General features: G+C 58.4%; 13 protein-coding genes. 10 read left to right on the top strand and 3 right to left on the bottom strand.

What is annotated here, in order from left to right; translation table 11 throughout:
* The 9 genes from HMPREF1153_RS05325 to HMPREF1153_RS05285 form a co-directional block, all read left to right on the top strand.
* Positions 1-2,190, top strand: a 2,190-nt coding sequence (locus HMPREF1153_RS05325; RefSeq protein WP_037369952.1) for a DUF3656 domain-containing U32 family peptidase, incomplete at its 5' end; no start/stop codon positions are given.
* A gap of 16 nt (positions 2,191-2,206) precedes the next feature.
* Positions 2,207-4,582: an endonuclease MutS2 gene (locus tag HMPREF1153_RS05320; RefSeq protein ID WP_009645911.1), complete on the top strand. Its 2,376-nt coding sequence runs from the start codon at positions 2,207-2,209 to the stop codon at positions 4,580-4,582.
* 90 nt (positions 4,583-4,672) lie between these two features.
* Positions 4,673-6,853 carry a transglycosylase domain-containing protein gene (locus HMPREF1153_RS05315; RefSeq protein ID WP_009645909.1) on the top strand — a complete coding sequence of 727 codons (2,181 nt, stop codon included), beginning with the start codon at positions 4,673-4,675 and terminating at the stop codon, positions 6,851-6,853.
* A gap of 38 nt (positions 6,854-6,891) precedes the next feature.
* Entirely contained in the window at positions 6,892-8,112 is a 1,221-nt protein-coding gene (tyrS, locus tag HMPREF1153_RS05310; protein WP_009645910.1) for a tyrosine--tRNA ligase, read from the top strand.
* 43 nt (positions 8,113-8,155) lie between these two features.
* The gene (locus tag HMPREF1153_RS05305) at positions 8,156-8,887 is read left to right on the top strand and encodes a YebC/PmpR family DNA-binding transcriptional regulator (protein ID WP_006192433.1); all 732 of its coding nucleotides are present in this window, start codon (positions 8,156-8,158) and stop codon (positions 8,885-8,887) included.
* 44 nt (positions 8,888-8,931) lie between these two features.
* Positions 8,932-9,426 carry a crossover junction endodeoxyribonuclease RuvC gene (ruvC, locus tag HMPREF1153_RS05300; RefSeq protein WP_006192432.1) on the top strand — a complete coding sequence of 165 codons (495 nt, stop codon included), beginning with the start codon at positions 8,932-8,934 and terminating at the stop codon, positions 9,424-9,426.
* 55 nt (positions 9,427-9,481) lie between these two features.
* The gene (gene ruvA / locus HMPREF1153_RS05295) at positions 9,482-10,087 is read left to right on the top strand and encodes a Holliday junction branch migration protein RuvA (protein WP_009645917.1); all 606 of its coding nucleotides are present in this window, start codon (positions 9,482-9,484) and stop codon (positions 10,085-10,087) included.
* 24 nt (positions 10,088-10,111) lie between these two features.
* Positions 10,112-11,116 carry a Holliday junction branch migration DNA helicase RuvB gene (gene ruvB, locus HMPREF1153_RS05290; RefSeq protein WP_369791798.1) on the top strand — a complete coding sequence of 335 codons (1,005 nt, stop codon included), beginning with the start codon at positions 10,112-10,114 and terminating at the stop codon, positions 11,114-11,116.
* The gene (locus HMPREF1153_RS05285) at positions 11,113-11,754 is read left to right on the top strand and encodes an epoxyqueuosine reductase QueH (RefSeq protein ID WP_009645913.1); all 642 of its coding nucleotides are present in this window, start codon (positions 11,113-11,115) and stop codon (positions 11,752-11,754) included. The genes ruvB and HMPREF1153_RS05285 overlap by 4 nt, the downstream gene beginning before the upstream one ends.
* A 149-nt stretch (positions 11,755-11,903) precedes the next feature.
* On the opposite strand, the gene HMPREF1153_RS05280 is transcribed toward HMPREF1153_RS05285, so the two are convergent.
* From HMPREF1153_RS05280 to murQ, 3 genes are read right to left on the bottom strand one after another with little or no spacing between them, the layout of a single operon-like run.
* Positions 11,904-12,989 carry a DUF871 domain-containing protein gene (locus HMPREF1153_RS05280; protein WP_009645908.1) on the bottom strand — a complete coding sequence of 362 codons (1,086 nt, stop codon included), beginning with the start codon at positions 12,987-12,989 and terminating at the stop codon, positions 11,904-11,906.
* Positions 12,990-13,006: 17 nt separating this feature from the next.
* A complete protein-coding gene (locus tag HMPREF1153_RS05275) occupies positions 13,007-14,440 on the bottom strand; it encodes a PTS transporter subunit EIIC (RefSeq protein ID WP_009645906.1) in 1,434 nt (477 codons plus the stop codon).
* Positions 14,437-15,342, bottom strand: coding sequence for an N-acetylmuramic acid 6-phosphate etherase (gene murQ / locus HMPREF1153_RS05270; RefSeq protein WP_009645914.1), 906 nt, complete (start codon positions 15,340-15,342; stop codon positions 14,437-14,439). The genes HMPREF1153_RS05275 and murQ overlap by 4 nt, the downstream gene beginning before the upstream one ends.
* 357 nt (positions 15,343-15,699) lie before the next feature.
* Between murQ and HMPREF1153_RS05265 the strand changes: the two genes are divergently transcribed.
* A complete protein-coding gene (locus HMPREF1153_RS05265) occupies positions 15,700-18,318 on the top strand; it encodes a heavy metal translocating P-type ATPase (protein WP_009645916.1) in 2,619 nt (872 codons plus the stop codon).
* Positions 18,319-18,798 lie beyond the last annotated feature (480 nt).

Genomic DNA, 18,798 nt, shown 5'->3' with positions numbered 1-18,798 from the left:
CGGCTCGCGCGTCAGGCGGCGCCCAGTCTGCCGCTGCATGCGAGCACGCAGATGACCGTGCACAATCTGGAAGGCGTGCTCCTTCTTCAGGAGATGGGCTTTGAGCGAGTCGTGCTCTCGCGCGAGCTTTCGTTGGAGGATATCCGCTATATCACGGCGCACTGTCAGGTGGAGATTGAGACTTTCGTGCATGGGGCGCTTTGCGTCTGCTACTCGGGGCAGTGTCTGATGAGCAGCATGATCGGCGGCAGGAGCGGCAATCGCGGTCGCTGTGCGCAGCCGTGTCGTCTGCCCTATACGCTCGTCGATGAGACGGGCGCGGATGTTCTCGGCAAGGATGCGGGGCAGTTCCTGCTCTCGCCCAAGGATTTGAAGACCATTGAGCTTTTGCCGGAACTCTTGGAGAGCGGCATCGCTTCGCTGAAGATCGAGGGACGCATGAAGCGTCCCGAGTACGTCGCTGTCGTCGTCGACGCCTATCGCCGCGCCATCGACGCCGTCGAGGCGGGCAGGGAACTGCCGAGCGCGGCAGAGGATGAAAAGGCGCTCGCGCAGATCTTCAACCGCGATTTCACGACAGCCTACCTAAAGGAGCGTCCGGGGCGCACGATGATGAGCGATTCCCGGCCGAACAATCGCGGCCTTCTCGTCGGGCGAGTCTTGGAAAATGACAGGACGGCGGGGCGCGTGAAACTGAAGCTCTCGGGCGATCTGGCCGAGGGAGATCAGCTGGATTTCTGGGTCAAGGTCGGCGGCAGGAAGACAGCGACGGTGACGGATCTCTGCGACAAGAAGGGGCGCTCCTGTCCTACGGCGAAGGCGGGCGAGGAGGTCACATTGCCTCTCGATGCGCCCGTGAAGCCGCACGACCGCGTGTTCAAGGTGTTCGACGCACATCTCATGGAGAAGGCACGCAGCTTTTTCCGCGCGGGCGCTCCCGTGCGGCGCGTGCCCGTGGCGGCGCATGTCCGCGTGCGCCTAGGTGAGCCCCTTTCCATCGCCTTGCGTGATCGGGACGGCTTTACGGCACAGGCGGAGACGGAGTTTCATGCGGAATCTGCAAAGAAGCGACCGTTGGATGCAGCGACCGTTGAAAAGCAGCTGCGCCGTATCGGCACGACGATCTTTTCCTTGGGGGAAATCTCCCTCGATATGGAGGATGGCGTGATGGTTCCCGTCAGCGAGATCAACGAGGCGCGGCGCAGGGCGTTCGCTGCCTTGCAGGAAGAGCGCATGGCGCACTATCACCGCGCAGCCCTGCCTGCGTTCCGCTATGAAGAAGCGCCTGCCCGCGCCAGAGGCAAGGGCGAGGCGCGTATCGCGGCGGCGACGGACACGCTCGCCGGCGTGCGCGAGGCGCTGCGCTCAGGCGCCGACGAGATCGTCTTCGGCGGCGATTCCTACCATCATCGTGCGATTCCCCTGCGCGACTACGCGGAGGCGGCGCAGCTCGCACGCGGCGCAGGATGCGCCATCGTGTTCAACACGCCGCGCCTCGTGCTGCGCCGCGACATGACGGCATGGAGAAAACTCGTCGAGGGTTTCGTGCGCCTTTCGCCCGACGCCGTCAGTGTCCACAACTTCGGCACGCTCCGCGTCGTGCGCGAGGCGGGGCTGAAATTTTATGCCGATGCGTCGCTTCCCGTCATCAACTGCCGGGCTCTTGCGGAGCTTGCAGAAATGGGAGCGAGCCGCGCCGTTCTTTCGCCCGAGCTTACGCTGGAGCAGGCGGGGGCGCTTGCCGTGCGTGCACCTTTTCCCGTCGAGTGCATCGTCGAGGGAAATCTTGAACTCATGGTATCTGAATACTGCGCCTTGGGCAGTTTCCTCGGCGATGCAGCGTCAGGCTCGTGTTCGATGCCGTGCTGCAAGGGAAAGACGCGCTACGCCTTGTTGGACAGGAAGGACATGAAATTTCCGCTCGTATTCGACCAGTCATGCCACATGCACGTCCTCAACGGCAAGCGCCTTTCGATGCTGCTTCATGCGATGGAGTTTGCGCCGCGTGGCATCTCTTTTTTACGCATCGACGGGCGCTTCATGGAAGCGGCGGAACTGGGAAGACGCGTGCGCCTTTACAAGGAATGGAGCCGCTTTTCAGGAAGGCTCATCAAGGAGCAGGAGGAATATCTGAAGGAGCTTGAGGGCAAGGATGTGACGCGCGGCCATTATTTCCGCGGCGTGCAGTAAAAGAGAAAGGTAATGTATGGAAAAGGAAACACTCGACACGCTTGAGTACGACAAGATTCGCGCGATGCTGGAAGCGAAGGCAGGCTCCGTCCTCGGCAAGGAGAAGGCACGAGCCGTCCTTCCGTCGGGCGATTTTGCTGAGGTAGAGGAGCTTCTGCGCGAGACGGAGGAGGCGGTTCGCCTCTCGGCTTTTTCCTCGCCGCCCATGGGCGGAGTCTTCGACATCCGCGAGTCTCTGGCAAAGGCCGAGCGCGGCGCCGTGCTCGACCTCGGCGATTTTACCGATCTTCTGAGCACGATGCGCGCGATGCGAGCTGTCAAGCGCTTCTTCAAAGAAGTGGAGATGGACTTGCCGCTCATCAAGGAGCAGGCAAAGGGCATCGAGATTCTCGGGCAGTTGGAACGCAGGCTGGAAAACAGCGTCGACGAGCACGGCAATTTGCTCGACGACGCGAGCGTCGAGCTTTCGCGTATACGGCGTGAATTGCGCTCAGGCAGACGCAGGGCGAAGGAGCAGATGGAAGCCATCCTGCACCGCACGGAGTATCAGAAATTCTTTCAGGATGCCATCATCACACAGCGTGCGGAGCGAAATGTCATACCGATCAAGCAGGAGTATCGCCAGAGCTTTCCAGGCATCGTCCACGACCAGTCGGCGAGCGGCGCGACGCTTTTCATCGAGCCGATGGCTCTCGTCGATCTCAACAACGATCTCAAGCAGCTTGCGCTCGCGGAGAAGACTGAGGTGCAGCGCATCCTGCGTCTTCTCTCGCAGGAAGTTGGAAAGAACGGCAGTGTTCTCGAAGGGAACTGTGCCATACTCGCCTCTCTTGACTTCATCTTCGCACGGGCGAAGCTTGCGGCCGATATGCAGGCGACGCGCCCCGCGATCAATCGCGAGGGAAGGACGAAGCTCGTCGCCGCGCGTCATCCGCTGATCGATGCGGCAAAGGTCGTGCCCATTGACATCGCGCTTGGAGAATCGTATCGTATGCTGCTCATCACAGGACCAAATACGGGCGGCAAGACAGTCAGCTTGAAGACGATCGGCCTCTTTGCGCTCATGGTACAGTCGGGCTGCTACATCCCTGCCGCCGCAGGATCTGAGATTTCCGTATATACGAATGTCTATACGGTCATCGGCGACGAGCAGAGCATCGAGCAGAGCCTCAGCACATTTTCCGCGCACATGTCGCATCTGGTCAAACTCTTGGAATGTGTCGAGGGCACGGATCTCCTGCTGCTCGATGAGATCGGCGCGGGAACCGACCCCGAGGAAGGGGCGGCTCTCGCCATGGCGATCCTTGAGCAGTTCCTCGCACGCGGCGCCTCGACGATCGTGACGACGCATTACTCGGAGCTGAAGACGTTCGCTTTTACGCGCGAGGGCATCGAAAATGCCTGTGTGGAATTCGATGTCGAGACGCTGCGCCCGACGTACCGTCTGCTGACGGGGATGCCGGGCGCAAGCAACGCCTTTGCTATCAGCCGCCGCCTCGGCCTTTCGGAAGCGGCGATCCTGCGTGCACAGCAATTCATCAAGGCCGATCATGCGCAGTTCGAGAAGGTCGTGAACCAGCTCGAAAGCGAGAAGCTCATGTACGAGCAGAGGAACGCCGACATCCTGGAAAGGCAGCAGCGCGTGGCGAAGCTTGAGGAAAAGACGCAGGCGCTGAAGGATGAGATTCGCGAGAAGAAGGAGCAGATGCTCAAGAAGGCGAGGCAGGAGAGCGCAAATCTCGTGCGGCGCACGCGGCGCGAGGCGGAGGAGATCATCAAGAGCCTCAAGGTGCAGTTCGACGACCTCGGCATAGAGAGCCGCCGCCGTGCCATGCAGGAGGCGCGGGAGAAACTGCAGGAAGCGGCGGAGCGCTCGCGCACGGGACTCCTCCCCGGCAAGGCGTACAAAGAGAAGATCGACATGCAGAAGCTCGCTGTCGGCGATGTCGTCTATGTGCGAAAGCTCGACCAAAAGGCGACGGTGCTCAAGATCCAAGGCGCAAATATCGAGGTGCAGCTCGGCAATCTCAAGACGTATGTCAAGGCGGGAGACTGCCGCTTTGTCGAACGTGCGAGGAAGGAGCAGCCCGCCGCGAGAGGAAGCGGCGGCACGAAGGGGGCGGGGGCGCTTCTGCAGAAGACGGCGAACCTGCATCGTGAGATCGATGTGCGCGGGCTCATGGTCGACGAGGCGGAGCAAGTGCTCGGTAAGTTCCTCGACGATGCCGTCGTCGGCGGACTCGGCCAGGTGCTCATCATCCACGGCAAGGGGACGGGAGCACTCAGAAAGGGTATCCACGATTATCTCAAGCATCACAAGAGCGTCGCCCGCTTCAACTTCGCCGACATCAGCGAGGGCGGTACGGGCGCGACGCTCGTCGATTTGCAGTGATGGAAGAGCGGGCAATAATGTCTTGCTCTGCCACTTTCGTTGCAGTATAATGAAAAGCATATCGTTGAATAGATCAGGAGGAGCTTCTTCATGGAAAAACGTACCGATGCGACGCGCGCCTCACGGCAGCAGCTGCAGAGACGTCTGGCACCGAAGTCGAATCCGAAGCCGCCGCCGAAGAAGAAAAGCCGCGGCGGCAATATTGTGCGCGCTCTCGTGGGTTTCCTCATCCTTGTTTTCGTCATGCTCGTCGGCATCGGCTGCGGCTTTTTGACGGCGAGCATGAATACGAAAGAAAATCTCGTTGAGGACATCCGTCCGCCGGCGTCGTCTCATATCTATGACATCAACGGCAACGAAATCGCCAATGTTCATGCAACAGAGAACCGTGAGCCGGTAAAGCTCGCGCAGATTCCGAAAAATCTGCAGAATGCTTTCGTCGCAGTCGAGGACAACCGCTTCTATGAGCACATGGGCGTCGACCCGCGCGGCATTCTGCGCGCCGTCTATGCCAACGTCACGGGCAGGACGATCTCCGAGGGCGGTTCGACGATCACGCAGCAGCTCGCCAAAAATGCTTACCTGACGCAGGATCGGACGCTCAAGCGCAAGGTACAAGAAGTGTTCCTTGCTCTGCAGATCGAGCGCCAGTATACGAAACAGGAGATCTTGGAGCTTTATCTGAACCAGATCTACTTCGGACAGGGCGCTTATGGCGTGCAGGCGGCGGCGAAGACGTACTTCGGCAAGAACGTCGAGGATCTTGATCTCAACGAATGCGCGATGCTTGCGGGCATACCGAAGAGTCCCAACTACTATTCGCCGTTTAACAACTTCAACGCCGCACAGGAACGCAAGGAAGTCGTGCTCGATCAGATGGAAAAGTACGGCTACATCAATCATGCGACGGCGCGCAAGACGACGGAAGAGAAGCCGACGCTTGCCAATAAGACACAGGCGAAGGATACGACGGGCGCGTACTTCATCGACTATATCACGCAGAAGGTCATTGATCGATACGGCGCCGATGCCATCTATAAGGAAGGCTTGAAGATCTACACGACGATCGACATGACGATGCAGAAGGCAGCGGAAGAGGCCGCGCATACCGTGGCCGTACAGCGCACGGATGGCAATGGAGTGCAGCAGCCGCAGATGGCGCTCGTCGCCATCGATCCGCACACGGGCTACATCAAGGCGATGGTCGGCGGCCGAGGCACGGATCAGTTCAATCGCGCGACGATGGCGGAGCGTCAGCCAGGCTCGTCGTTCAAGCCCTTCGTCTTTGCAGCGGCGCTTGAGGCGAATTATTCCCCCGATACTATCATTGACGACAGCCCGATCAAGATCGGCGGCTGGTCGCCGAAGAATTATAGCGGCAATTACAGCGGCAAGGTGACACTGCGCACGGTGGCGCGCTACTCGCTCAACGTGCCTACGGTCAAGATTGCACAGAAGCTCGGCATAGAAAAGCCGATTTACTATGCGCAGGAGATGGGCATAACGACTCTTGTGCTTGACGGTGAGCGCAACGACAAGAACTTCTCGACGGCGCTCGGCGGACTCACGAAGGGCGTGACGCCTCTGGAACTGACGAGCGCTTACGGGACGTTTGCGAACAAGGGCATACACGTCGAGCCTGTCGCCATCATTAAGATTCTCGACCGCAACGGCAAGGTTCTTGAACAGGCGGAGCTTAAGCAAAAGAGCGTCATCAAGGAAAGCAGTGCAGCGGCGTTGACGAGCATGTTGCAGGATGTCGTGCAGCATGGTACGGGAACGCGTGCGAATATCGGACGTCCTGCCGCAGGCAAGACTGGTACGACGGACAACTATCACGATGCGTGGTTCGTCGGCTACACGCCCGATCTCGTGGCTGGCGTGTGGATCGGCAACGACGACAACACGTCGATGGGCGTGATGTCAGGCGGCATGGCACCAGCAGAAATGTGGAAGGCGTTCATGCAAAAGGTTGTCGCGGGCACACCTGCAAAGAACTTTGACGGTGTTTCATATACCGCAGGAAGTGTCAGCGAGATTAAGGACGAAAAATCTGCGAAGGACGAGAAGCATACAGATAAGAAGGAAAAGAATGCCAAGGATGCGAAAAACGGCAAGGATGCCAGGGATGTGCCAAGGCCCGAGGCAGGCGGCAGAACTATGGGAGACGGCGCACCGCAGGCGGACTCCACGCCCTCTCAGCAGCCGTCGCTCCCTGAACCAGGTGGCGGTCCTGAGCCGGGCGCAGGCGTTTCCAAGGGCAGGGATTGATGTGCTTTTGAAGGATGAGAAAAGAAGGGAAGAGTTCGTTGGCAAATGTTTTTGATGTTTTGAAAGAGCGCGGTTTCATCGCTCAATGCACAGATGAAGAAGGAGTGCGCGAACTGCTCGGCAAAGAGAGCGTGACCTTCTACACAGGGTTCGACCCGACGGCGGACAGTCTTCATGTTGGACATTTCCTCGGACTCATGGCGATGTCGCACATGCAGCGTGCCGGGCATCGTCCCGTGTGCCTCGTGGGCGGCGGCACGGGAACGGTCGGCGATCCTTCGGGGCGCACGGATATGCGCAGGATGCTGACAGACGCGGATATCGAGCACAACTGCGACTGCTTCAAGAAGCAGATCGCGCGTTTCATCGACTTTTCTGAGGGCAAGGCGCTGATGGTCAACAACGGCGATTGGCTGAGGAAGCTCAACTACATCGAACTTCTGCGCGAGGTTGGGGCGCATTTCACCGTGAACCGCATGTTGGCTGCTGAAGCCTACAAAACGCGTTGGGAGAAGGGGCTGACCTTCCTCGAATTCAACTACATGGTCATGCAGGCCTACGACTTTCTGGAACTCAGTCACCGCTGCGGCTGTAAACTGCAGATGGGCGGCGACGATCAGTGGTCGAACATCATCGCGGGTGTCGAGCTGATCCGCAGGAAGGAAGCGAAACCCGCCTACGGACTGACCTTCACGCTTCTCACGAAGAGCGACGGTCAGAAGATGGGCAAGACGGCGGGCGGCGCCCTTTGGCTCGACGCCGAAAAGACATCGCCGTACGATTTCTACCAGTACTGGCGCAACATTGACGATGCCGACGTTGAAAAATGTCTTGCGCTCTTGACATTCCTGCCGATGGAAGAGGTGCGCCGCTTGGGCGCGCTCAGGGATGCGGCAATCAACGAGGCGAAGACGGTGCTCGCCTACGAGGTCACGAAGCTTGTGCATGGAGAGGCGGAAGCGAAGAAGGCGAAGGAGGGAGCCGAGGCGATGTTCGGCGGCGGCGCGGCATCCGCAGAGCTGCCGACGTTCACACTGACCGCCGAGGAGATGGGCGCGAAGCTCCTTGACATCCTCGCAAAGAACGGCGTTTTCCCTTCAAAGAGCGAAGGCAGGCGCCTCATCTCGCAAGGCGGCGTCACGCTCAACGATGCGCGGGTCACGGATGCCGATTATCGTCTGCAGGAGGAGGATTTCTCCGGCGGCACGGCGCTCGTCAAGAAGGGCAAGAAGAAGCATTATCAGCTTGTAAAAGCTTGAAGAAAAGGGCTACGTTATTTAAAATAAGGAGTTGCAAGGTTTCATGTCAGGACATTCCAAATGGGCGAACATCAAGAGGAAAAAGGGCGCGAATGATGCGATTCGCGGCAAGATCACGACGAAGATCGGCAGGGAGATCACCATCGCCGTGCGCATGGGCGGCGGCGATCCGACGGGAAATATGCGACTGAAGCTCGCGCTTTCCAAAGCGAAGGCGAACAACATTCCCAAGGACAACATCCAGCGCGCCATACAGAAGGGTCTCGGCGCTGCCGAGGGAAGCAACTATGAGGAACTGACCTACGAAGGCTACGGGCCGGCGGGCTCCGCCATCATGCTCGACATCCTGACGGACAATCGCAACCGCAGCGCCGCTGATGTGCGCCACATCTTCTCGAAGTACGGCGGCAATCTCGGCGAAACGGGCTGCGTTGGCTGGATGTTCAAGCAGAAGGCCGTGTTCATCGTGGAGAAGGAGACATTCGAGGACGAGGATGAACTCATGGGCATCGTGCTCGATGCGGGCGCGGAGGACTTCAAAGCGGAGGACGACGTCTTCGAAATTACGGCTGATCCCGCTGACTATGACGCGATCGAGGCGGCGCTCGGCGAGAAGGGAATCGAGACGGCATCGGCGGAGATCACGATGGTTCCCGATACGACTGTCAAGCTTGAGGGCAAGGATGCGGAAAAGATGCAGAATCTCATCGATGCCCTTGAGGAAAACGATGATGTGCAGAATGTCTACAGCAACTATGAGTTTGATGAAGAGTAAGTCCGCAGAAGGCGCGGTCGTGCAGTTTTCATCGAGGAGAAGGCATGCTGGCGCTGGGCATTGATCCGGGCACGGCGATCTGCGGCTTTGGCTTCGTGTCCTCGGAGGGAAGCCGCCTCGTACCGCACGCATACGGCGCTCTGACGACGAGTCCAAAGGCTCGCATGGAAGATAGGCTCATGAAGCTCTACGATGGACTTGACGCCTTGATCAAGGAGTACAAGCCCGACGTCATGGGCATCGAGCAGCTTTTCTTCAACCGCAATGTCACGACGGCGATTCCCGTCGGGCAGGCGCGTGGCGTCGTGCTTCTGGCTGCGGCCAAGAATGGCTTGGAAATCGCGGAGCATACGCCGCTGCAGGTCAAGCAGGCGGTGACGGGTTATGGCAAGGCGCGGAAGGAACAGGTCATCTACATGGTCTCAAAGCTTCTGCACCTCGCGAAACCGCCAAAACCCGATGATGTGGCGGATGCGCTTGCCGTAGCCATCTGCACGACGCACTGCATGGCGAGTGCTGCCTGGCGCAATCGCCTGTAGGGAGCATGGATGAATTTAGCGCGGTCTGCGGTTCAATGATTTTTAGGAGATTTTCATGATCGGTTTCCTGCGGGGAAAGGTCGCGCGCCTTTCCCTTGATTTTTGCTTTCTTGACGTTGCAGGCGTCGGCTACCGCGTCTTCATTTCGGGCGCGACGCATGGTCGCCTGCACATGGGCGAAGAAGTGACGCTCTTCACGCATCTTGCCGTGCGCGAGGACGCCATGACGCTCTACGGCTTCTTTTCTGAGGAGGAGTACGAGCTTTTTCAAATGCTCATCTCCGTCACGGGAATCGGTCCCAAGGCGGCGCTTGGCATCTTATCGAACATCACGCCAGAGAACCTCTGTCTTGCCGTAAGGAATAAGAAGGCGGACATTTTGACGAAGGCTCCAGGAATTGGCAAGAAGTCGGCGGAACGCATCATCTTGGAACTCAAGGACAAGATGAAGGGATTTATGACGGAGCACGAAACGATTGTCGAGGAAGGCTTGCTCGAAGAGCCTGTCGAAGATACGATGCTTGCCGAGGCGGGCGCCGCGCTCCTCTCGCTCGGCTACACGCAGGCGGAGTTCACGCCGATCCTGCGGCGTGCCAAGGACTGCAAGGACGCTGAGGCGCTGATTCGTTTTGCGTTGAAGGAGTTTGCCCAACATCGCTGAGAAAGGAGGGGCGGAATGGAGGAAATGGAAGGGCGCATCATTGCGCAGGACGAACGGACAGAGGACACATGGCAGTACAGCCTGCGCCCGCGAAAGCTCGCTGAGTACATCGGGCAGAAGAAGGCAAAGGAAAATCTCAAGGTATTCGTGCAGGCGGCATTGAATCGCGGTGAGGCGCTCGACCATGTGCTGCTCTATGGGCCGCCCGGCCTCGGCAAGACGACGCTCGCAGGCATCATCGCCAACGAGCTGGGCGTGAACTTCCGCATCACATCGGGGCCTGCCATCGAGCGCTCAGGCGATCTCGCGGCGCTCCTGACGAATCTCGGCGAGCGCGATGTGCTCTTTATTGATGAGATACACAGGCTTTCCAGAAGCGTCGAGGAGGTGCTGTACTCAGCGATGGAGGACTTCGCGCTCGATATCATCATCGGCAAGGGGCCGAGTGCACGCTCCATCCGTCTTGACATCGCGCCATTCACACTGGTCGGCGCGACGACGAAGGCAGGGGCGCTTGCCGCTCCTCTGCGCGATCGCTTCGGCGTGATCTCGCGTCTGGAGTATTACGAGCCGTCTGAACTCATGCATATCATTGAGCGTGCGGCTGAGATCCTGCAGATTTCCATCGAAAGGAGTGGGGCGGAGAAGATCGCACACCGTTCGCGCGGCACGCCGCGCGTCGCGAACCGCTTGCTGAAGCGCGTGCGCGACTTCGCACAGGTCGAAGGAGCCTCGGCGATCACCGCTGCAATCGCTGACGCGGCTCTCGATCGACTGGAAGTCGACCGCATCGGTCTCGACCATACGGATCGCCGCATGCTCTTGACGATGATTCAAAAGTTCGCGGGTGGGCCAGTGGGACTCGAAACCCTGGCAGCTGCCATCAGCGAGGAGAGCGACACGATCGAGGACGTCTACGAACCTTATCTCTTGCAGCTCGGTTTCATCAATCGCACGCCGCGCGGCCGCATCGTAACGCGCGCCGCCTATGAGCATCTCGGCATACCCTATGTGGAGGAAGGAAAATGAGCTTAAAACTTTTGCTCCATATGTGCTGCGGGCCATGCTCGTGCTATCCTGTCAAGAAACTTCGGCAGGACGGCATTGAGCCTGTTGGCTACTTCTTCAATCCCAATATCCACCCGTACAAAGAATGGGATATGCGTCTGAAGACAGCGAAGGAATTTGCTGCCAAAGTCGAGATGGAAATACGGACGGATGAAAATTACATGCTGCGTGACTTCTTGCAGCGTGCGCTCTTAGCCGAGCGTCTGCCCAACGGCCGCTGCCGCATGTGCTATACATGGCGTTTGGGAGAGGCGGCGCGCTATGCGAGCGAGAATGGCTTTGAGGCATTTACGAGCACGCTTTTCTACAGCATTCATCAGCAGCATGATCTCATGCGCGAGACAGCGGAGTTCTTCGCTCGCAAATACGACATTGAATTTTATTACGAGGACTTCCGCCCGGGCTGGCAGGAAGGCATCGACATCAGTCACGAGTTGGAACTCTACCGTCAGCCGTACTGCGGCTGCATCTTCAGTGAAGAGGAGCGCTACAGCAAAGCGATCCGCAAGGAAAGGAAGAAGCAGGCAAAGGCGAGGAAGCTGGCGCTGCAGATGCAGGAGCAGGAGCTGGAGCTAGAGGCAGTTCAAGCCGCAGAATGAAGAAAGCGCTGATGAGTTCAGCCACCCGTCTTCACACATTTGGATGACTTCATTTTATCAGCGCTTTCTAAAAACTTCCGCCAAAAGCCGAAAGGTTTGGCGGAAGTTTTTATTTTGATGCAAATATATACTGGTTTTTGTTCAGCGGACTATTCATCATCGAGATGAAAGGAGAATTTCTTGCCGGGAATGATGTAGTTGATGAGGAACTGCTCCTCCTCGGGAATGAGCGCCGCGACGTTGACGCGGGCATCGGCGGGCTGCGGGTGCTTGATGATCTGCAGTTCACCCATGTACCTGCCGTAGTCCTTGTTGTCGAGCGTAATGGCGCCATAGGGGCGCATCTTTTGGTTTTGCGGCAGGATGTCTTTTCCCATCTCCTTGAGCAGGGCGCGGCTCTCCTGCGCACGCACGGCGTCACGCGCCTCGTCGAGCCTTGCGGTGAAGACGTGAGCGAGAAGATCCTCCTGCACGGGTTCGCGCAGCGAAAGCTCGGCGCGCATGGTCACGCAGTTCTCCTTGATGACGGCGAGCGTTTCAAGCTCCCCTTGCGACGGCAGGGAGTCGCCGATGAAGATCGAATCCATGCCGATGGCGGCGAGATGCCGCGCGGCGAGGGAAAGCGGGAAGTCACGGTGCATTTCGAGCGTCGGCAGGCCGCAGCGAAGCGGCGAGCGCCGGCGGAAATGGCACGGCACGAAAGCGCCGACTGAGATGCCCGCCTTGTGCAGCATCGCCGTCTTGCGCACGAGCGTCGCCTCGGCAAGCCCCGTTCCTTCGCGTGGGTAGAAATTGTGCAGCGCGTCGATGTTATCGAAGTTCGCATTCTCCTGCAGGAGATCCGTGAGGAATTTGCCTGTGATCGTCGAAGCGTTGATCTGGATGCGCATGTTCTGGGTGTTGCGGCTCAGCTCAGCGACGCGGGCAGCGCCGTAACCGTAGTCGATGCGCAGGGTATGGATGCCCATGAATTGGAAGGCTGAGAGAGAGAAGTGACGCATGCCGAGAAGTTCGAGCGTCTCAGGCGAGATGTCGGAGATGATCTCCATGTCGTGACTGCGGGCCGCCTGCACAATGGCGCTGAATTCCTCCTTGAGGGCGCTGTGATCCGTCTCCGGGATATGCAAGGAGGTGAATATGCGCGTGATGCCAACTTTGGCGGCAGACTCAATGAGTTGAAGATTTTCTTTCGGGGTGTTGTCAAGGCCGGGATAAATGGAGATTCCTGTCTGCATGGCAATGCCTCCTTTCATTAGTTTGATGGCTCTTCGGGGTCTTGGAAGCCGAGCAGCCAAGTAGCGAGAAAGCCTGCGGCATAAGCGGTCAGAAGACCGATGAGGTAAATGGCGACTTTGTCCGTGACGGCGGCGAGCGGCAGCCCGGAGATGCCCATGGCGGCGGCGCCGACCATGAAGGCCGCCTGCACGGCACCGCCAAACGCGCCGCCGATGCAGGCCCCAAGGAAGGGGCGTCCGAGCGGCAGCGTAACACCGTAGATCAACGGCTCGCCGATGCCGAGAACGCCGACGGGAAGAGCCGTCGCCACAGTCTTCCTGAGGAAGGCGCTTCTTGTTCGGCAATAGACGCAGAGCGCTGCGCCGACCTGACCTGCGCCCGCCATGGCGAGCACGGGGAGCAGGATGGTCACGCCGTAGCGTGAGAGAAGCTCCGCATGAATGGGCGTCAATGCCTGATGTACGCCGAGCATGACCATCGGCAGCCACGCTGCGCCAAGCACGAAGCCCGTCAAGGCGCCTCCCTTGTCGATGGCTGCAGTCGCAGCTTGGCCGACCCACTCGGAGAGGACGCCGCCCAAGGGCTGCAGGATGAAGAGGGCGGCAAGACCTGCGATGAGAAGCACGAGCAGCGGCGTGAGGAAGAGGTCGAGCATCTCTGGCACATGGCGGTGCAGCTTCTTTTCGAGCCATGCCGCGAGGGCCGTGACGAGGAGGACGGCGATGATGCCGCCGCGCCCCGGTACGAAGGAGAAACCATCTAAGGAAATGGCGGCGAGTCCCGGATGCGAGAGGATGACGGCGAGCGTGCCGCCAAGCATGGGCGAGCCTCCGAATTCCTTCGCGGCGTTGACGCCGACGAGGATGTTCATACCGAAGAAGACGGCATTTCCCATGAGCCCAAGAAGTGCGGCATAAGGCGTCGCGGCAAGCGCAGGAAAAGCCTTGAGCGCGACGTTCAAAAGCCCCGTGATGATGCCGCAGGCAATGAAGGCAGGAATCAGCGGGATGAAGATGTTGGCGATGCGCTTCAAGAAGAGCTTGGCGGGCGTTGCATTCCTCTTCCGTATGGCTTCATGCAGTGCTTTGCCGTCGCCGACAGCAGAGTTTTGTGCGGCTTGACGTACGGACGGCGCATCTGCAGCATCGCTTCCGGCAGCGGTGTCCGCAGACGGCATTTCTGTCGTCGCGGCTGCAGCTTCTTGTTCGAGCAATTCCTTGAAGCACGCTGTCACGGAGGCGGCGCGGCCGGGACCGAGGATGATCTGCAGCTCTCTCCCGCTCGTATGCGTGCCCAATACGCCGTCGAACGCTTGGATCTTTTGCGTGAGATCGGGCATTTGCTCTTTGAGCTCAAGGCGCAGGCGCGTCATGCAGTTTGCCGCCTTGCAGATATTGGCGGCAGGTCCGACGAGTCGGAGGATTTCCTTTGCAAGCGCTTCGGCTTTCATGAAGATTCCCCCTTGAGAGCGCGTCTGATATAGCCGTCGGAGGCGGCAAGCTGCCGCTGCGCCTCCTCGGCAGGAAGATTAGCGAGGAGCATGAGGATGGCGAGTTTTGCACTGCCCGAAGCCTTCGCCAGCGCTTCTTCCGCCTCAGCGCGGCTTTTTCCTGTCGCTTCGATGACGATGCGCCGCGCCCGTTCATCAAGCTTGGCGTTGGAACTTTTGACATCGACCATGAGGTTGCCGTAGACTTTGCCAAGACGAATCATCGCGCCCGTGGAGAGCATGTTGAGGATGATTTTCTGCGCCGTACCTGCCTTGAGCCGCGTCGAGCCTGTGATGACCTCGGGGCCGGTGACCGCCGTGATCGCGACATCAGCGAGTGCGGCGATGGGGGAGTCGGGCGTGCAGGCGACGGCGATGGTCGCCGTACCGAGCGAGCGCGCGTAGTCGAGGCCGCCGACGACGTAGGGCGTGCGACCCGAAGCTGCGATGCCGCAGAGCACGTCTGAAGAGCTAAGGCCACGTTCTCTGAGATCCTCCTGTGCGAGCGTGAGGGAATCTTCCGCTCCCTCCTGTGCACGGAAGACGGCATTCATACCGCCTGCGATGACGCCCTGTACGAGTTCGGGATTTGTGCCGAAGGTCGGCGGGCATTCGACGGCATCGAGAATGCCGAGCCTGCCTGACGTGCCTGCGCCTAGATAAAAAAGGCGGCCGCCTTTCTTTAGACGAACCGCAATGATTTCCACCGCCCGAGCAATCATGGGCAGGGCGTTTTCCACAGCCTCGAAGACTTTCCTGTCCTCATCATGGATGGTGCGCAGCATGTCGGAAACAGAAAGCTCGTCGATGTGAAGCGTCGCCGCATTGCGTTGCTCCGTCGTGAGCCTGTCAAGATCGATCATGAAGGCAAAGCACCTCGAATTCTTTTTTATCGTTGAGAAGGAATTTAGACTACACGCACAAACGTCCGCTTTGCAGATATTGTGCGCTACCTTTAATGAAAATTATCCAATCGGTCTGCGTCGTCGGCTTGACTTCTTGGACTTTCATAGTAAAAGAAACAACCTTCTTCAAATTCTTTATTTTGACATAAAAGGCGGAAATCCTCTTTTCCTGACAAAGAATTATCAAAAAAGTTCAATAAATTTTTGATAAGAAGAGGAATGTGTCTGCATACATTTGAAACTTGTTCTTGACAAATACCTCATCGACGTATATTCTGTTCAAATAGTCATAGGAAGCGAGGAGGTGTTTTTCTTATGACGGAAAATGAAAAGTATCAGATCACGGGCATGTCGTGCGCGGCGTGCAGTGCGCGTGTTGACAAGGCGGTTCGTCATCTGGCGGGCGTGCGGGAGGTGTCTGTGAACCTTCTGACGAATTCGATGCTCGTAAGTTACGATGCGCCGCTGACGTCGGAGATGATCTGCGCCGCTGTCGAGCATGCGGGCTACGGCGCGAGCCTTGCTGCCGGCAAGGGGGCAGGACGGGCAAAGGATATGCGAGAAGAGCGAGAGGCGCTTGAAGATCATGAGACGCCGAAGATTCTGCGCCGCTTTATCGTGTCGCTCGTGCTCCTCGTGCCGCTTCTCTACGTTTCGATGGGGCACATGCTTCTTGCGCTTCCCATTCCGCAGGCGATGGAGAACAATGCGCTCGTCATCGGCCTTTACGAGCTTCTTCTCGCTGTCGCCGTCATGATCGTCAATCAGAAATTCTTCATCAACGGCTTTCGCAATATCTTTTCGGGCGGCGTGAATATGGATACGCTCGTAGCTCTTGGCAGTGCGGCGGGTTTCGTTTACAGTACGGGAAATCTTTTCTCCATGCTTCTTGCGGCGCGTGCTGGCGACTGGCAGAGCGTCGCGGCGGGCGGCAGGGATTTCTACTTTGAGACGTCCGCGATGATTGTGACGCTCATCACGGTGGGCAAGTGGCTGGAAAGTCGCAGCAAGGGCAAGACGACGAATGCCATCAAGGGGCTCATGGATCTTGCACCCAAGACGGCGCGACTCGTGAAGGAGGGCGAGGAGGTCGTCGTCGCCGCGTCGGAGGTCGCCGTCGGCGACGTCTTCCTCGTACTGCCGGGCGAGAGCTTTCCCGTCGACGGCAAGGTGCTCGAAGGTGAGAGCGCCGTCAACGAGGCGGCGCTGACGGGCGAAAGCCTGCCTGTGGACAAGGCGCCGGGCAGTCTCGTGAGCGCCGCCACGATCAATCAGAACGGTGCTTTGACCTGCGAAGCGCGGCGCGTCGGCGAAGACACGACGCTGCAGCAGATCATCGAGATGGTGCAGAATGCCGCCGCTTCAAAGGCGGAGATCTCGAAGCTCGCTGACAAGGTGTCGGGCGTATTCGTTCCCGTCGTCATTGTTTTGGCTATTGCTACGGGCGCTCTTTGGCTGCTTCTGGGTGAGACGGCGAGCTTCGCTCTCGCGCGTGCTGTCAGCGTGCTCGTCATCAGCTGCCCATGCGCCCTGGGGCTTGCAACGCCCGTCGCCATCATGGTCGGCAGCGGCAAAGGAGCGAAGAACGGCATTCTCTTCAAGACGGCGGCTGCTTTGGAGGCGACGGGAAAGGCAGACTTCGTCGTGCTCGACAAGACGGGCACGATCACGGAAGGAAAGCCTCGCGTGATGGATCTCGTGCCTGCTGCGGGTGTAGGGGAAGAAGAGCTTCTTTGCGTGACGGCCGCCTTGGAGGCGCAGAGTGAACATCCGCTTGCCGTTGCCGTCCGGCGCGAGGCAGAAGAGCGCGGCATTTCTTTCTCGAAGGTGCAGGATTTCCAGGCACTGCCCGGGCATGGCGTCACGGGCACGGCGGAGCTTTCGGGTGAACGTCGAGAGGTGATCGGCGGCAGCATGGCGCTGATGAAGGAGAAAGGGCTTCTGACAGCGGACATGAAGGCGGCGGCGGAAAAGCTCGCGTCGGAGGGAAAGACGCCGCTTTTCTTCGCCGCTGCGGATCGCTTGCTCGGCATCATCGCCGTCGCTGACGCCTTGAAGCCAGATAGCCGCGAGGCGATCGAGGAACTTCTGCGCATGGGCGTGCAGCCCGTCATGCTGACGGGAGACAACCGCCGTACGGCGAACGCGGTCGGCGTGAAGCTCGGCCTTTCTGCCATCGTCGCTGACGTTCTGCCCGACGGCAAGGAAGAGGTCGTGCGCCGTCTGCAGGAGAGCGGCAGGACGATCATGGTAGGAGACGGCATCAATGATGCGCCCGCTTTGACGCGTGCCGATGTCGGCATCGCCATCGGTGCGGGCGCTGACATTGCCATGGATGCTGCCGATGTTGTCCTCATGAAGTCGTCACTCAGGGATGTCGTCGCGGCCATCCGCCTTTCGCGGCAGGTCATCCGCAACATCAAGGAAAATCTCTTCTGGGCGTTTTTCTACAATGTCATCGGCATACCGCTCGCGGCAGGCCTTTGGCTGCCCGTGTTCGGCATCGTATTGAGTCCGATGTTCGGCGCGGCGGCGATGAGCCTTTCGAGTTTCTGTGTCGTGATGAATGCCTTGCGGCTGAACTTTTTTGATGTTTATGACGATAGGAAAGACAAGCGCAAGGTTCTGCGTGAACTGCCCGGCTTCCTTTTACAGAAGGAAGCAGAGGCGGGAGCGGAAGAAGTTGCACAAATGCAGGCAGATGAAAAATTGGAGGCAAGTGTAATGAAAAAGACGATTTCTATCGAAGGTATGATGTGCGGCCACTGCGTCGCCCATGTGACGAAGGCTTTGGAAGGCATGAACGGCGTGGAAAAGGCGGAAGTCAGCCTGGAAAACAAGAATGCCGTCGTCACCCTGAGTGCTGACGTTTCGGACAAGGCTCTTTCGGCGACGATCGTCGATGCAGGCTACAAAGTCGTCGGTATCAGCTGATTGATCATTCGTGCGTGTGCGCCTCCTCTAGGATATAGGGGAGGCGCGTTTGTTCTTTTATAAGGATATAATTAAAATATTTTAACCTGTCGCTTGTGACAGTGCGATATGCAGATTGTTCATGATATAATTTTAGAAAGCACCGATAAAATGAAGTCGCCCAGATTTGTGAAGATGGATGCCTGGATTTATCAGTGATTCCTATTACAATAGATTTATAGATCAGGGAAGCGGTACGCGACCGCTCCTTGTCTACCTCATTACCTAAGCTGTAGAATGAGAGTGCATTGGTCTGACGCGTGATTCCTGGAACATTACGTCCGCAATTAAGTCCGTCATCCATCCTCCCATTCCCAGCAGTTCGTTTTATGCAGGTAGAACTGCGCTTCTGCACGTTCGTGTCAACCCTCAATAGATCGAATCGGCAATGAGGAGTTTGGTTTACCATTGCTACAAATCTATTGTTTTGGAGGGATTCAC

Origin of the sequence: Selenomonas sp. CM52, from assembly GCF_000292955.1 — a bacterium.
GTDB lineage: Bacteria > Bacillota > Negativicutes > Selenomonadales > Selenomonadaceae > Selenomonas.
This window is presented reverse-complemented; position numbering and strand designations above follow the sequence as displayed.

Excerpts from the sequence above, each read along its gene's own strand:
- HMPREF1153_RS05265 (WP_009645916.1), top strand. The coding sequence starts at position 15,700 with ATGACGGAAAATGAAAAGTATCAGATCACGGGCATGTCGTGCGCGGCG.
- murQ (WP_009645914.1), bottom strand. The coding sequence starts at position 15,342 with ATGATCGATCTTGACAGGCTCACGACGGAGCAACGCAATGCGGCGACG.
- HMPREF1153_RS05280 (WP_009645908.1), bottom strand. The coding sequence starts at position 12,989 with ATGCAGACAGGAATCTCCATTTATCCCGGCCTTGACAACACCCCGAAA.
- HMPREF1153_RS05275 (WP_009645906.1), bottom strand. The coding sequence starts at position 14,440 with ATGAAAGCCGAAGCGCTTGCAAAGGAAATCCTCCGACTCGTCGGACCT.
- ruvA (WP_009645917.1), top strand. The coding sequence starts at position 9,482 with ATGATCGGTTTCCTGCGGGGAAAGGTCGCGCGCCTTTCCCTTGATTTT.
- ruvC (WP_006192432.1), top strand. The coding sequence starts at position 8,932 with ATGCTGGCGCTGGGCATTGATCCGGGCACGGCGATCTGCGGCTTTGGC.
- HMPREF1153_RS05305 (WP_006192433.1), top strand. The coding sequence starts at position 8,156 with ATGTCAGGACATTCCAAATGGGCGAACATCAAGAGGAAAAAGGGCGCG.
- HMPREF1153_RS05285 (WP_009645913.1), top strand. The coding sequence starts at position 11,113 with ATGAGCTTAAAACTTTTGCTCCATATGTGCTGCGGGCCATGCTCGTGC.
- HMPREF1153_RS05315 (WP_009645909.1), top strand. The coding sequence starts at position 4,673 with ATGGAAAAACGTACCGATGCGACGCGCGCCTCACGGCAGCAGCTGCAG.
- HMPREF1153_RS05320 (WP_009645911.1), top strand. The coding sequence starts at position 2,207 with ATGGAAAAGGAAACACTCGACACGCTTGAGTACGACAAGATTCGCGCG.
- ruvB (WP_369791798.1), top strand. The coding sequence starts at position 10,112 with ATGGAAGGGCGCATCATTGCGCAGGACGAACGGACAGAGGACACATGG.